At 54.7% G+C, this 13,137-nt stretch carries 24 protein-coding genes; 7 read left to right on the forward strand and 17 right to left on the reverse strand.

All coding sequences use genetic code 11. The annotated features are described in order from the left end of the window. The coding region (locus ACR0LI_RS19215; RefSeq protein ID WP_371832347.1) for an EF-Tu C-terminal domain-related protein at positions 1-79 on the forward strand (79 nt) is incomplete at its 5' end. 72 nt (positions 80-151) lie between these two features. Here ACR0LI_RS19215 and ACR0LI_RS19220 read toward each other — a convergent pair. Next, a complete protein-coding gene (locus ACR0LI_RS19220) occupies positions 152-961 on the reverse strand; it encodes a hypothetical protein (protein WP_480719061.1) in 810 nt (269 codons plus the stop codon). A 409-nt stretch (positions 962-1,370) separates the two neighbouring features. Here ACR0LI_RS19220 and rpsJ point away from each other — a divergent pair, with 409 nt between their 5' ends. The 4 genes from rpsJ to ACR0LI_RS19240 are packed head-to-tail and all read left to right on the forward strand — an operon-like array spanning position 1,371 to position 3,333. After that, the gene (gene rpsJ / locus ACR0LI_RS19225) at positions 1,371-1,685 is read left to right on the forward strand and encodes a 30S ribosomal protein S10 (RefSeq protein ID WP_008756422.1); all 315 of its coding nucleotides are present in this window, start codon (positions 1,371-1,373) and stop codon (positions 1,683-1,685) included. Between the two features lie 15 nt (positions 1,686-1,700). After that, entirely contained in the window at positions 1,701-2,426 is a 726-nt protein-coding gene (rplC, locus tag ACR0LI_RS19230) for a 50S ribosomal protein L3 (RefSeq protein ID WP_480719062.1), read from the forward strand. Continuing rightward, the gene (rplD, locus tag ACR0LI_RS19235; RefSeq protein WP_171638100.1) at positions 2,423-3,040 is read left to right on the forward strand and encodes a 50S ribosomal protein L4; all 618 of its coding nucleotides are present in this window, start codon (positions 2,423-2,425) and stop codon (positions 3,038-3,040) included. Before rplC ends, rplD begins: the two co-directional genes overlap by 4 nt. Then, positions 3,037-3,333 carry a 50S ribosomal protein L23 gene (locus ACR0LI_RS19240; protein WP_480719063.1) on the forward strand — a complete coding sequence of 99 codons (297 nt, stop codon included), beginning with the start codon at positions 3,037-3,039 and terminating at the stop codon, positions 3,331-3,333. Before rplD ends, ACR0LI_RS19240 begins: the two co-directional genes overlap by 4 nt. A 72-nt stretch (positions 3,334-3,405) precedes the next feature. Here ACR0LI_RS19240 and ACR0LI_RS19245 read toward each other — a convergent pair whose 3' ends face one another. The 5 genes from ACR0LI_RS19245 to ACR0LI_RS19265 all read right to left on the reverse strand — a co-directional run bounded on the left by ACR0LI_RS19245 (position 3,406) and on the right by ACR0LI_RS19265 (position 7,422). Next, the gene (locus ACR0LI_RS19245; protein ID WP_480719064.1) at positions 3,406-4,908 is read right to left on the reverse strand and encodes an RNA-directed DNA polymerase; all 1,503 of its coding nucleotides are present in this window, start codon (positions 4,906-4,908) and stop codon (positions 3,406-3,408) included. Between the two features lie 328 nt (positions 4,909-5,236). Continuing rightward, positions 5,237-5,566: a hypothetical protein gene (locus ACR0LI_RS19250; protein WP_480719065.1), complete on the reverse strand. Its 330-nt coding sequence runs from the start codon at positions 5,564-5,566 to the stop codon at positions 5,237-5,239. A 626-nt stretch (positions 5,567-6,192) separates the two neighbouring features. Then, positions 6,193-6,405 carry a DUF1127 domain-containing protein gene (locus ACR0LI_RS19255; protein WP_171638095.1) on the reverse strand — a complete coding sequence of 71 codons (213 nt, stop codon included), beginning with the start codon at positions 6,403-6,405 and terminating at the stop codon, positions 6,193-6,195. Positions 6,406-6,570: 165 nt separating this feature from the next. Continuing rightward, on the reverse strand, positions 6,571-7,032 hold the full coding sequence (locus tag ACR0LI_RS19260; RefSeq protein ID WP_171725092.1) for a hypothetical protein: 462 nt from the start codon (positions 7,030-7,032) through the stop codon (positions 6,571-6,573). Between the two features lie 21 nt (positions 7,033-7,053). After that, positions 7,054-7,422 carry an antibiotic biosynthesis monooxygenase family protein gene (locus ACR0LI_RS19265; RefSeq protein WP_171725091.1) on the reverse strand — a complete coding sequence of 123 codons (369 nt, stop codon included), beginning with the start codon at positions 7,420-7,422 and terminating at the stop codon, positions 7,054-7,056. A gap of 77 nt (positions 7,423-7,499) precedes the next feature. Between ACR0LI_RS19265 and ACR0LI_RS19270 the strand changes: the two genes are divergently transcribed. Continuing rightward, on the forward strand, positions 7,500-7,931 hold the full coding sequence (locus ACR0LI_RS19270; RefSeq protein WP_480719066.1) for a MarR family winged helix-turn-helix transcriptional regulator: 432 nt from the start codon (positions 7,500-7,502) through the stop codon (positions 7,929-7,931). Positions 7,932-8,031: 100 nt separating this feature from the next. Here ACR0LI_RS19270 and rpmD read toward each other — a convergent pair whose 3' ends face one another. The 11 genes from rpmD to rpmC all read right to left on the reverse strand — a co-directional run bounded on the left by rpmD (position 8,032) and on the right by rpmC (position 12,314). Continuing rightward, positions 8,032-8,220, reverse strand: coding sequence for a 50S ribosomal protein L30 (rpmD, locus tag ACR0LI_RS19275; protein WP_050605831.1), 189 nt, complete (start codon positions 8,218-8,220; stop codon positions 8,032-8,034). 12 nt (positions 8,221-8,232) lie between these two features. After that, a complete protein-coding gene (gene rpsE, locus ACR0LI_RS19280; protein ID WP_170328768.1) occupies positions 8,233-8,799 on the reverse strand; it encodes a 30S ribosomal protein S5 in 567 nt (188 codons plus the stop codon). Between the two features lie 115 nt (positions 8,800-8,914). Further along, positions 8,915-9,274: a 50S ribosomal protein L18 gene (gene rplR / locus ACR0LI_RS19285; RefSeq protein WP_058283506.1), complete on the reverse strand. Its 360-nt coding sequence runs from the start codon at positions 9,272-9,274 to the stop codon at positions 8,915-8,917. Between the two features lie 11 nt (positions 9,275-9,285). After that, a complete protein-coding gene (rplF, locus tag ACR0LI_RS19290) occupies positions 9,286-9,819 on the reverse strand; it encodes a 50S ribosomal protein L6 (protein ID WP_480719067.1) in 534 nt (177 codons plus the stop codon). Between the two features lie 11 nt (positions 9,820-9,830). Further along, complete coding sequence (gene rpsH, locus ACR0LI_RS19295; protein ID WP_068340741.1) at positions 9,831-10,223, reverse strand: 30S ribosomal protein S8; 393 nt, start codon at positions 10,221-10,223, stop codon at positions 9,831-9,833. Positions 10,224-10,236: 13 nt separating this feature from the next. Then, entirely contained in the window at positions 10,237-10,542 is a 306-nt protein-coding gene (gene rpsN / locus ACR0LI_RS19300; protein ID WP_010437098.1) for a 30S ribosomal protein S14, read from the reverse strand. A gap of 19 nt (positions 10,543-10,561) precedes the next feature. Then, entirely contained in the window at positions 10,562-11,122 is a 561-nt protein-coding gene (gene rplE, locus ACR0LI_RS19305; protein WP_171638087.1) for a 50S ribosomal protein L5, read from the reverse strand. Further along, entirely contained in the window at positions 11,115-11,426 is a 312-nt protein-coding gene (rplX, locus tag ACR0LI_RS19310) for a 50S ribosomal protein L24 (RefSeq protein ID WP_152459159.1), read from the reverse strand. Before rplX ends, rplE begins: the two co-directional genes overlap by 8 nt. Before the next feature lie 2 nt (positions 11,427-11,428). After that, complete coding sequence (rplN, locus tag ACR0LI_RS19315; RefSeq protein ID WP_008757934.1) at positions 11,429-11,797, reverse strand: 50S ribosomal protein L14; 369 nt, start codon at positions 11,795-11,797, stop codon at positions 11,429-11,431. Positions 11,798-11,872: 75 nt separating this feature from the next. Then, positions 11,873-12,103 (reverse strand): 30S ribosomal protein S17, encoded by a 231-nt coding sequence (rpsQ, locus tag ACR0LI_RS19320; RefSeq protein ID WP_171638085.1) that lies wholly within the window; start codon positions 12,101-12,103, stop codon positions 11,873-11,875. A 4-nt stretch (positions 12,104-12,107) separates the two neighbouring features. Further along, positions 12,108-12,314 carry a 50S ribosomal protein L29 gene (gene rpmC, locus ACR0LI_RS19325; protein WP_010437082.1) on the reverse strand — a complete coding sequence of 69 codons (207 nt, stop codon included), beginning with the start codon at positions 12,312-12,314 and terminating at the stop codon, positions 12,108-12,110. Between the two features lie 339 nt (positions 12,315-12,653). Between rpmC and ACR0LI_RS19330 the strand changes: the two genes are divergently transcribed. Then, a complete protein-coding gene (locus ACR0LI_RS19330) occupies positions 12,654-13,097 on the forward strand; it encodes a GFA family protein (protein ID WP_209835310.1) in 444 nt (147 codons plus the stop codon). The last annotated feature ends 40 nt before the right edge of the window (positions 13,098-13,137 follow it).

The raw sequence follows: 13,137 nt of genomic DNA on the forward strand, positions 1-13,137 counted from the left end.
GGAAGACGGCCTGCGCTTCGCCATCCGCGAAGGCGGCCGCACCGTCGGCGCCGGCGTCGTGTCGAAAATCATCGAGTAAGTCGGCTTTGCCAATACTCAAAGAAAGGGCGTCCCTCGGGACGCCCTTTTTCTTGTTCAGGAGACAACTGTGTTAAGAAAGCCTTGTAAAGGTTGACCGAAAAATCGCGACTTGGCCTGCCAAAATATCCAGTTGGGGCAAAACCAGCTTATGGAAAGGGCTTTCAGTACTTGGTTTGCGACTGCCGAGATTCTTTGATACAAAATCTATAGCATAGAGCGTTTCCGATAACCTCCCACCGTAGACGGGCTCGTGATGTGCCAGCCGGTTGCGTGTCTGGTAAATTACTTCGAGTTCCTTCGCAATTGCAGCGCGGCTAAGTTGCTTATTAGGAAAAACGCGCTTGAGTCCTCTTTTCCAAAGGGTGTTTTCGTAGTTGTCAGAAAAAAGACGCTTCCAAAAGTGCATTGTGAGTTGCGCAACGATTTCTCCTTCAGAGACCGCTATCGTTGATTGTCTTTTTTCCGCAATCTTCCTGTGTTTAATACCTTGCGGTTTGCCATTTGGGAACGCTACTGCGTCTAACGCCGACTTTTGCTGACCGGTGAGTTTGGAGTACTTTGCTCTTTGGGCATTTTTTGCAGCTTTTTTGATTGAGCTTATTTCTATGGCGGACCAGTTGAGTGAGGTAGGTGGGTTTGTGAGCCAATCGGAAACCTGGAAAGCATCGTTCAAAGCGTTGCAGGCTGAGTTTCGGATTGCGACCTCAATTAACCCTGTAACAGCCATGATCGAGACACCTAAACTCATCGTCGCTTGATGTAGCTCGATGGCATCCTCTGGTTTTTGCTGCTTTGTCAGCGCTTGGAAGGTTCCCAGCCGAGGGGCAGAAAGAAAACCTGAAATTTCGTTTGTATCCGAAGGGGATAGAAACCTTGACATTAGTATTTTCCTTTACTACATACAGTCTTGAAACGTCGGGATACATGGTCGGCAGCGCGACTTTCGTGACGGACCCCCGACGCTATAAGAAAAGGCCGCTCAATTGAGCGGCCTATTTTTTGGATAATCCCTATTAAGCCGTTGCTGCACCAGCAATATCTCACATGCTAAGAATTTCAATCTAAAGTTGAGTCTTCAATATAATACCGTTTGAAATTATCCCTTGGTGGAGAGACCACGCGGTTTACGACTTTAGCCCCTTGCCAAACCCCACCAACCCCTGTATTTCGCGCGAGTTCTCAATAAGAACGTCAAGGCGGGGTGATTCCCGCCTTTTGGGTTCGATGAGGGTTGGCGATGCGCGTCTGTCCTCCTCTCAACTCCAACGCCTGAATAAAAGGCTGTTAATATGCAAAGCCAAAACATCCGTATTCGGCTGAAGGCATTTGACTATCGCGTTCTGGATGCCAGCACGCAAGAGATCGTCAACACTGCCAAGCGGACCGGCGCGAACGTGCGCGGCCCGATCCCGCTGCCGAACAAGATCGAGAAGTTCACGGTTCTCCGTGGCCCTCACGTTGACAAGAAATCCCGCGACCAGTTCGAGATCCGCACGCACAAGCGTCTTCTCGACATCGTTGATCCGACCCCCCAGACCGTTGACGCGCTGATGAAGCTCGACCTCGCTGCTGGTGTGGACGTCGAGATCAAGTTGCAGTCGTAATCGGAGGGTATGAGAATGCGCTCTGGTATTATCGCAAAAAAAGTTGGCATGACCCGCCTGTTCATGGAAGACGGCAAGCAGATCCCTGTGACCGTTCTTCACCTGGACAACCTGCAGGTCGTTGCACAGCGGACCTCTGACAAAGACGGCTACACCGCCGTTCAGCTGGGCGCCGGTGCTGCCAAGGCAAAACGCACCTCGAAAGCCATGCGCGGTCACTATGCCGCTGCCAAGGTCGAGCCCAAGCGTAAGCTGGCTGAGTTCCGCGTCTCCGAAGATGGCCTGATCGAAGTGGGCGCCGAGATTTCGGCAGAACACTTCCTGGCTGGTCAGAAGGTTGACGTTTCGGGTACCTCGATCGGTAAAGGCTTTGCCGGTGCAATGAAGCGCCACAACTTCGGTGGTCTGCGCGCCTCGCACGGTGTTTCGATCAGCCACCGTTCGCACGGTTCGACCGGTCAGTGTCAGGACCCGGGCAAGGTGTTCAAAGGCAAGAAGATGGCCGGTCACATGGGTGCTGCCCGTGTTACCACCCAGAACCTCGAGGTTGTCAAAACCGACGCCGACCGTGGTCTGGTCTTCATCAAAGGCGCCGTTCCCGGACCGAAATCGGGCTGGGTCACCGTCAAGGACGCCGTGAAGAAGAAAGCACCGGAAGGCCTGCCTTTCCCGGCTGCTGTGAAATCGGCTGCAACCGAAGCACCTGCGGAAGAAGTATCCGCGGAAGGTGGTGAAGCATGAAACTTGATGTAATCAAACTGGACGGCGGCAAGGCCGGCGACATCGAGCTGGATGCAGACCTGTTCGGCCTCGAGCCGCGCGCGGACATCCTGCACCGTGTGGTCCGTTGGCAGCGCAACAACGCGCAAGCCGGCACCCACAAGGTCAAGACCCGCTCGGAAACCAGCTACTCGACCAAGAAGATCTATCGCCAGAAGGGCACCGGTGGCGCACGCCATGGTGACCGTAACGCGCCGATCTTCCGCAAGGGTGGTATCTACAAGGGCCCGACCCCGCGTTCGCACGGCCACGACCTGCCGAAGAAGTTCCGCAAGCTTGGCCTGCGCCACGCTCTGTCGGCCAAAGCCAAAGCAGGTGAACTGGTTGTGATCGAGAACGCCGAAGCCGAAGGCAAGACCGCCGCACTGGCCAAACAGGTTGCAAACCTGGGCTGGAAACGCGCTCTGGTCATCGACGGCGCGACCGTGAACGAAGGTTTCCTGAAGGCGTCGCGCAACATCGAAGGTCTGGATATCCTGCCGTCGATGGGTGCAAACGTTTATGACATCCTCAAGCGTGACACCCTGGTGCTCACCAAAGCGGCTGTCGAAGCACTGGAGGCTCGTCTGAAATGAGTGCGAAGGCAGAACACTACGACGTGATCCGCAAGCCGATCATTACTGAGAAGTCGACCATGGCGTCTGAGAACGGCGCGGTTGTCTTTGAAGTAGCGATCAACAGCAACAAGCCGCAGATCAAAGAGGCCGTTGAGGCGCTGTTTGGTGTGAAGGTCAAAGCGGTGAACACCACCGTGACCAAAGGCAAGGTCAAGCGGTTCCGCGGCCAGCTGGGTCGTCGGAAAGACGTCAAAAAAGCATACGTGACCCTGGAAGAGGGCAACACCATCGACGTGTCCACCGGTCTCTGATCGAACCCGTCTTTGGAGAGAGATGAAGGCCCCCGCGAAAGCGGGGGTTTTTTTGTTTGCCGCCTTCAGGGCTCAGTATTGCCACGCATTTTTCTTAAACAGTTCGACTTCTTCGGGCGTCATGACTTCTGGAGTTTCTTTGGCCTCTTTGACCAGTATCTTTGTTACGTCTAACGCGCTCTTTAGTTTTGGTGCTGAAATCCAAGAGTCGTTCCAAAGTTCGACCTTTTCGCCATTTACAATTCGACAAATGTTTTCGCCACTCAAGAACTCGATCCCGACTTCATTGGGCTTTGTGACCCTTTGAAGCCAGACTTCTAAATACCCATTGTGGGGTACCTTGTTCATCTTTTCATATACCTTGTTCCAAAGCGCTTCTTTCTGTTCTTTGTTTTGGAGTGAAATCAAGTGGCTTAGGATTCCGGCAATGGCTGGAAACGTCAGTGGTGAAACGACAGCGATATCTGTTGCAATAGCTACCTGTACTTCGAGGTCATCTGGTTCGACCTTTTGTTTGATGATTTCCGTATGGAGCTCACCCAGCAATCGCCGTAACGCGCCGCTGTTAGGATATTTGCGACCAAAAGAGTGTAATCGAAGCAGCTGCTTCTGGAAGGTTTGCGCGTTAGAAGTCCCGAGGTCTTGCAGATCTATACCTGCGAGCTTGTCCGCCTTAATAGAGCCCTCGACAACATTTGTGCTGAGGATGGTTTTCGCGGTTCCCAGCCTCATCCCTACGGCTCGGAGGGCGTCGCTCACAGCCTTTAGTATCTCTTCTGCTCTACCATCGCTGTTGGCGAATATGCGATAGTCGTCTCGGTATCGGAGTATTCGGAAGTCGTTTGCGGAACCAAGCTCACTCGTAATTTGTTCATCTACGTAGCCTAGGACCAGCTCTGCGACAAAGTCCATTAGAACGGAACCTTGGGAAATCCCGTTGGTTTGCCCGTAGCGCCCGGCCCGAATGTGAGCATCAATCTTGTCGCCGAGTAGTTTTCCGTTCCCCTTGGACTTCTTCGCGTCCTCTAGGCCGTGCAGTGCCCATGCGATGCTATGGGTATAGAGCGAACCATAACAATCGACGACGTCGGTGTGAAGAACGTGACTAAACTCCAGTGAGTAAGCGATGGATCGCTGCTCGACCTTTTGCCACCAATTCCTTACTTGAGCCGCTTGATCAGATTGCTTGTCTTTTGAAACAACAGGAGAACTGCAGCATGTGACGACGCCTTGATCAAATGCTGACATACGTGCGGTGATATGCGGCCAGTTTTCTTCTGAACAAATCAAATTGACAAGTGAAACGTATATTGCTGGGTGCATCAACTCATAGGGTCGCCACGCGAAGCGCCCATCTTTGTTTGCAACAAAGCTATAGTTTACATCTGAAAGCGCGTCCGGGTTACTCGCCTTAAAGGCCGAGTAGAGCTGATTACCTAGAACTTCCGAAACGCCGGCTAATATTGGCTCGAAGCTTATGTAATTGGGGAAATCTCCATTGAAGTAGCTGCTGCCCTTTAAGAAATGCGCTTTGGCTTCAGCCGCACTTAAGTCCAGTAGTTTTGCCGTAGTCAAAATGGTTTCTCCAATGCTCTTGTACAAAGAGGAGCAGTCGGAAGCCGAAAGTTCAACTTGAGACTGGTTCCGTAGACGGGATTTAATGTCGCACAATCTGGCGTGTTAATTCGGACCGTTAGTCTGAGGGTAAGAAACTTTCCCCTATAGACACCCACTCCCAACCCTGTTTCACGCACCCAATCTTACGGCCTCGGATTCGTTCCGGGGCCTTAGATTTTTTGAACCGGGGACCTTCGGGGCCCTATACCCTTGGCACCTGCGGGGGCCTCTCACATAGCGGGAAACCCCCTCGCACTTGCTAAACGGAAGACAGAAAGCATGGCACTCAAGTCGTATAAGCGCGATATTTTTGATCGCCGCAAAGACGGCTGGACGTCAGATGCAGTGCTGAAAAAGAGCAAAGAAATCGTTCTGAGCACCGGTTTTTGACCCAACATGAGCGGCTGATCACGGCCCCGGCGGCTTCACCCGTCGGCGCCGATTTCATTTCAGCCCCGAAATTCTGCGCCGTCTGGCGTTGGAAACAAATGCGCGGTGTCAGCGCCGAGCCCGTTTTCAGGTTGCCGATAAAAAGATGGGGCCGTTGTCCGTTTCCGATGGCCTTAAATAGGACCGTGCCGATGTGGATACGGTTTCTTTGACGATGGGTCGCCATGCGGTCTGAAAGACCGATTCGTCCGGGTCGCCCAGACGTCTGGCACGTTGTTGGAACACGCAACGGCAGATCTGCGCCTGCGTATCTCCAGGTTTCATGCACCGGCCACGTCCCCTTTTGAGCTGCCTGTTACATCGAGAATCGTCCGCAAGGGCATTGCCTGCTCAGCTTAACGCACGTGGCCCGTCGGTTCGTGGATCACTGCGACCAGGACTGCGCGTTGCAGAAGATAAAGGTGCAGATGACAAACCACCCGATCAACCTGTTCAAGTGTGGAATGCCAATCCGGACACCGTGTGTTTCAAGACGTTTCGGCCCGCGTCATGCGCCAGCAGCTGCCGCAGGCGACCATAGGGTCTGGTGGCCTCCGGCGCGTCAGCAGAGCGCACACGCATATTGCGGCCTTGCCATGTTCGGTCGAGTCACGAGCTTTGAGATGGTGCCATAGTCCCCGACATCCAGCAGGGGGCATGGACCCGATATTAGCGTCACACAGTAGGGGTAGCGTAATTCGGCAGAATGAGTGAGGGGGCGCTCAGGTGCTCTGTGGCCGTTCTGCGGGCTTCTCCCGGAAACAGAAAAGGCGCCGTGCGGCGCCTTTGTGTCTTGCACTGGGATATCCGCGATCACGAGCAGTAAACATGCTTGTGCGCAATATCTGCAATGTCGCAGCGGCGGATGCCGATGTCATCGAGTTCGCGGTTGGTCAGGCGCTGCAACTCGGTATAGGTGCGCTGATACTCAGCAGCACGTGCACGGGCTGTTTTGATCCGTGTGACCATGTCAGCGATCCGGGTGCCGAAGTTGAAGCCGGTATGGGTCAGTGTTGCAGTTGTCATCTCTGTATTCCTTTCTCGTATCAGGGCGTATTCCCTGACGTTTCCTTTTGAGTTCCTTCATTGGACAAGGCAGAGATAGGAGCGTTTGCTATCGCTAACAACGCAGATTTTGGTCTAGCCGATATGCATCTGTTGAATGGCTATACATGTCGTGGGCCACGTCAATCACACGCCGCTTTCATTTCTTTCGCGCGTTTTATTGCGGGCGGCCATCGCCCGACCATCACGTATGCTCAGCCCCATCAGTGTCAGATTGGTCGCCCCGGCAATCAGTTCGATGATCTGTACAATATAGAAGCTGGTATCAAACGAGCCCGCGTTTGCCTTTGCGCTCAGGTAGACGGCGGCTGGAACAAGGACGATGAGACCGTTCATAGCAATGATCGGCATCCGTTTCTTTTTGGTGAGCGTAGGGGCATCTTTTCGACGACGCCCAAGTGTCGCCCCGGATGCACCGACAATCACCATTGCAGGCACCAGAACAAAGAGCCCGCTGACGATCATGGACTTTACTGCCGCGATGGTCGCATGGTTTGCAAATAACTCACTGTACAAAGTGGATGTCCAGAATACGAGGATCGTAAGAAAGCCTACTACTCCGGCGATGGGGTGGATGGTTCTTAACATGTTGCTACTCCCAAATGAGGGTCAGGCGACGCAGTGGTTTTCGACTGCGAGCTTGCGAAGAAGATGTGGCCTGGCCACTGCGTTTGCTGGATAGTCCGCGATCCGACGCTGGAACTCGGGATGAGTGAATGCGTCGCGAAAGCTTTGCACGTTCCGCCAGATCGCGTAGTTCACAAAGGTCGAACTGCCCGCGATACCCTGATGGAGTTGGGTCGAGATATATCCCGGTTGCGATTTCATGAAATCCACATCATGCGCCCATGCCCGAAGCAGCGCCTTTTCGTCTTCGGCGTCCACCGTAAACAGGTTGATCAGCACCACCGGTCCTTCCTCGGTCTGCATCTGATCTGCCAGCGTGACGATCGTGTCCAACTCTTTGATACGAGCCATTTCGATTCCCTTCGATTCTGAAATATAGCAAGCTATATAAAATTGCATAGCATGCTATTCAAGTGTAAATCTAGGACATGGACTTCGAAAAAGAAAACTCGGCCGGGTATCTGGTTAATCACATGGCACGATTGTTCGCAAAGGAGTTGCAGCAACGCATTGCGCCCTTTGGCATCGTCGTCGGACAATTCCCAATCTTGCTGGAACTCTGGCTCAAAGACGGTGTGACGCAAAAGGATCTGCTGACCAAAATTGACGTCGAACAGGCGACATTGGCCAACACGCTCAACCGTATGGAACGTGATGGCTTGATCAAAAGAACGAAGAACCCTGCTGACGCTAGGGCTCAATTGATTTGGTTGACCGAGAAGGCCACAGCACTTCGCAACAGCGCCTACGAGGCAGCTCAGAACGTGAATGCCGATGCATTACAGGTCTTGAATGACCCTGAGCGCACACAATTCATGAACTACATGCGTCGAGTCATAGGCGGCATGCGCTCAAGGTGAATTGAAAGAGGATCAGTTTACGGCACCGGCAGGCAAGCCATTAAACAAAAACACCCCCGACCGAGGTCGGAGGCGTTTCTAAGTCTTCGAAGCTGCGGGATTAGCCGCGCTCTTCGACGATCTCTACCAGATGCGGGATCTTGCGGATCATGCCGCGGACCGAAGGGGTATCTTCCAGCTCACGGGTTTTGTGCATCTTGTTCAGGCCCAGGCCGATCAGGGTTGCGCGCTGTTCGGCGGGGCGGCGGATCGGAGAACCGATCTGCTTGACGACGATGGTTTTTGCCATGGGTCGCTCTCCTTACGCTTCGGCTTCAGCAGCCGGTGCTTCGTCCCGCTTGGGCAGGATGTCGGCAACTTTTTTACCACGACGTGCGGCAACCGAACGCGGGCTCTGCTCTTTCTGCAGGCCGTTGATGGTGGCGCGGATCATGTTGTACGGGTTCTGCGAGCCCAGCGATTTGGACACAACGTCCTTGACACCCAGCATTTCGAACACAGCACGCATCGGACCACCGGCGATGATACCAGTACCTTCAGGCGCGGTGCGCATTACCACTTTACCAGCGCCGTGACGGCCCTCGATGTCGTGGTGCAGGGTCCGACCTTCGCGCAGTTGCACGCGGATCATCTGACGCTTGGCTTGCTCGGTCGCCTTACGGATGGCTTCAGGTACTTCTTTCGCTTTACCTTTGCCAAAGCCGACGCGGCCTTTCTGATCGCCGACAACCACCAGAGCGGCGAAGCCAAAGCGCTTACCACCTTTTACGGTTTTCGACACGCGGTTGATCGCAACCAGACGATCTGCAAATTCCGGTGCTTCTTCACGGTCGCGGCCACGGCCCCGACGGTTTTCACGTTCTGCCATTTGGCATCCCTTTTCTCATGTGGCGCATACGGCGCCGTTTCTTCAATCCAAGTGAGCCCCGACTGTTGCCGAGGCCCCCGGATCATCGGGGCAGCCGCAAAGCTGCCCGCAAGTCTTAGATCTTCAGGCCGCCTTCACGCGCAGCGTCGGCCAGAGCCTTCACTTTGCCGTGGAACAGGAAGCCGCCACGATCGAAATAGGCCTCTTCGACGCCTGCCTTCTTGGCACGCTCGGCGATGGCCGCGCCCACTTTGGTGGCCGCTTCGACGTTGTTCTTGCCAACTACACCCAGATCTTTTTCCAGGGTCGAGGCCGAGGCCAGGGTCACGCCACGCACGTCGTCGATCAGCTGAACAGAGATGTTCTTGTTCGAACGGTGTACGGACAAACGCGGACGACCCGCGTTGACCTTGCGAAGTTTGTTCCGAACGCGCAGGCGGCGCTTCAGAAACAGGGTTCTTTTGCTGTTTGCCATTGTGTTCGTCCTTACTTCTTCTTGCCTTCCTTGCGGAAGATGAACTCGCCCTTGTAGCGGATGCCTTTGCCTTTGTAAGGCTCGGGGCGGCGCCACTCGCGGATTTTGGCCGCGGTTTCGCCCACCAACTGCTGGTCGATACCTTCCACAACGATCTCGGTCTGCTTCGGGGCGGTGATGGTGACACCTTCCGGAGCAGTAAAATCAACATCATGGCTGTAGCCCAGGTTCAGCTTCAGGGTGTTGCCCTGCATCTGAGCCCGGTAACCAACACCCTGGATCTCCAGCTCTTTTTTGAAGCCGGTCGTCACACCGGTTACCAGGTTGGCAACCATGGTGCGGCTCATGCCCCACTGCTGGCGGGCACGTTTGAACATGCCGCGGGGGTCGATCTTGACCACGTTGTCTTCAACCGACAACGTTACGTCGTCGGTGGCGGTAAAGCTGCGGGTGCCTTTCGGACCTTTCACTTCGATGGTCTGACCCGACACAGTGGCAGTAACGCCGCTGGGCAGCTCGACCGGCTTTTTACCAATACGAGACATTGCAGACCTCCTTAGAAGACGGTGCAGAGCACTTCGCCGCCAACATTGTTGGAGCGAGCGTTTGCGTCCGACATCACACCTTTCGGAGTGCTGACAATCGACACACCCAGTCCCTGACGGACCTGCGGGATGTCATTGACGCCCATGTATACGCGACGGCCGGGCTTCGAGACCCGCTTCAGTTCGCGAATAACAGGGGTGCCTTCGTAGTACTTCAGGCTGATTTCGATGGCCGGATGACCGTTTTCACCGGTCGTCTTTTCATAGCCACGGATGTAGCCTTCGTCCGCCAGCACGTCCAGAACCCAACCGCGCAGCTTGGAAGCCGGGGTGGAAACGGTGGACTTGCCGCGCATTTGCGCGTTGCGGATACGGGTGAGCATATCGCCGATAGGATCATTCATATCTATGTCTCCCTTACCAGCTCGATTTCACCATGCCGGGGATCTGACCAGCAGAACCCAGCTCGCGCAGCGCGATACGGCTGACCTTCAGCTTACGGTAGTAAGCGTGGGGACGACCTGTCAGCTGACAGCGGTTGTGCAGACGAGTGGCCGAGCTGTTGCGCGGCAGTTTCGCCAGTTTCAGACGCGCCTTGAAGCGCTCTTCCATCGGCTTGCTCTCGTCATTCGCGATTTCTTTCAGCTCGGCACGCTTTGCGGCATATTTGGCCACCAGGCGTTCGCGCTTCTTTTCGCGTTCGATCATTGCTTTTTTAGCCATGTCTCAATCCTCCCGGCGCTTATGCGTTGAACGGCATGTTGAACGCTTTCAACAGTGCCTTTGCTTCAGCGTCGGTTTTCGCTGTGGTGGCAATTACGATATCCAAGCCCCAGACCTCGTCGACCTTGTCGAAATCGATTTCCGGGAACACGATGTGCTCTTTCATGCCCATGGCAAAGTTGCCCTGACCATCGAAAGAAGGCTTTACACCGCGGAAGTCACGAACGCGCGGCAGCGCGATGGTGATCAGACGATCCAGGAATTCGTACATCCGGTCACCGCGCAGGGTCACTTTCGCACCCAGCGGCATGTCTTCACGGACGCGGAAACCCGCGATCGACTTCTTCGCCTTGGTTGCAACGGCCTTTTGACCGGCAATCGCAGTCAGATCCTCGACCGCAGCTTTTGCTTTCTTCGAGTCTTTGACGGCCTCGGCACCACAACCGATGTTCAGAACGATCTTATCCAGCTTGGGCAGCTGCATGTCGTTCTTGTAACCGAACTCTTCTTTCAGAGCGGCACGGATGGTTTCGACGTACTGAGCTTTCAGACGCGGGGTGTAGGTTGCGGAATCAAGCATCGATCACGTCCCCTGTGGTCTTGGCGAAGCGCACCTTCTTGTCACCTTCCATGCGGAAGCCAACGCGGGTTGCTTTGCCGTTCTTGTCCAGCAGTGCCAGGTTCGACAGGTCGATCGGGTTTGCCTGAGGCAGGCGACCACCTTGCGAGTTCTGCGACTGACGGGTGTGGCGGATGGCGATGTTGATGCCATCGACAACAGCTTTACCGGCCTTGGGGTCAACCGAGGAAATGGTTCCCTCTTTGCCCTTGTCCTTGCCGGCCAGCACGACGACCTTGTCGCCTTTGCGGAGTTTAGCAGCCATGATTACAGCACCTCCGGAGCCAGCGAGATGATTTTCATGAAGTTCTTGCCGCGCAGTTCGCGAACAACGGGGCCAAAGATACGGGTACCGACTGGCTCGTTGTTGTTGTTCAGGATGACGGCGGCGTTGCGATCAAAACGGATCGCGGTGCCGTCTTCGCGACGGACTTCTTTGGCGGTGCGCACGACGACGGCCTTGCGGACGTCACCTTTCTTTACGCGGCCGCGTGGGATGGCTTCCTTCACCGAGACGACAATGATGTCGCCGACGGAGGCGTATTTACGCTTGGAACCACCCAGGACCTTGATGCACTGAACTCGGCGTGCGCCGGAGTTGTCAGCGACATCCAGATTGGTCTGCATCTGGATCATGTGGTTTCTCCCGACCTGTGGGGGCTGGTCTTGTTAATTCCCCCAGGGTTTCGACAAATGGAAAGGTCTGGGGGCTTACGCCTCCAGAACTTCCCAACGTTTCGTCTTCGATTTCGGCGCGCATTCGATGATGCGTACAGTGTCGCCGACCTTGAAGGCGTTCTTTTCGTCATGAGCCCGGTATTTCTTGGACTTACGAACGGTTTTTTGCAGCAGCGGGTGCTTGAAACGGCGTTCAACCGAAACAGTCACGGTCTGCTCGTTGGCGTCGCTGGTTACTACTCCGGACAGGATACGCTTGGGCATAGGATTACTCCTCCGATGCCGCGGCAGCGGCCTTTTCGTTCAGAATGGTTTTGACGCGGGCAGCATTGCGGCGGGCCGCTTTGATACCAGCTGTATTTTCCAGCTGACCGGTTGCCTGTTGAAAGCGCAGGTTAAAGCTTTCTTTCTTCAGGTTGGCCAGTTCCTCGCGGAGCTGGTCCGGGGTCTTGTCACGCAGTTCTTGGGCGTTCATCGCCTTTTTCCTTTGCTCAAAACACCAGAAGGCCCCCTTGCAGGGTCACCTTGGACCTGGTGGATGAATGATAGACATACGAACCCCCCGACTCGGCCGGGGGACTTGCAGGATGCCGTCGTATAAGGGTTTAGGGGGTGGGTGGCAAGGGTAAGTTTGACGTCTTCTTTACGCCAAGGGAATAAGTTGCTCCCGGTCGCTGAGCGGGTGGCCAACCACAAAGGTTCCGCGAAGTATTCCTCCTCCAAACTCAGGCCAAGGTCTGTATTGCCAACAGGCCGCGTTCGGCGCCCAATAGAGAAGGCCCAAAAGCCTGAAGTTCACAGAGGAGGTAAGAAAATGACCAGTCCTTATTCAGGAGGATGTGAACACGTCAAGATAGTCGCAGCGGCAGAACCGATAGACAACCATGAATGCCATTGTGATGTCTGTAAGTCCGTGACCGGACAGCACACAACCCATGTTGCGTTTTTTAACTACTCAGACCTGTCAGCAGACCCCGAAGATAAGATGAACCGTCAACCATTCAACGCCAACAATCCCGATGGCCCTTTAGAGCTTTGCACATGTTCAGAGTGCGGGGCCGCGCTGATGCTTGATGATAAGCAAAAGCGCATACGCGTGGCTGTACCCAACGTGATGGGGTATGATGACAGCCAGTTTCCGGCAGCGACTTACCACGCGTTCTATGATGACAGCAAAGGGTACCCCAAGCCTGATGACGGACGACCGGTATATGAAGCGCTTCGTCCAGAATTTGCTTGGCCTTCACCTGCCAGCTGACAGGGCGTAAGCTCATTCTGAGCGAAGTACCAACGGTGTT

It is taken from the genome of Ruegeria sp. CL7, assembly GCF_056536445.1.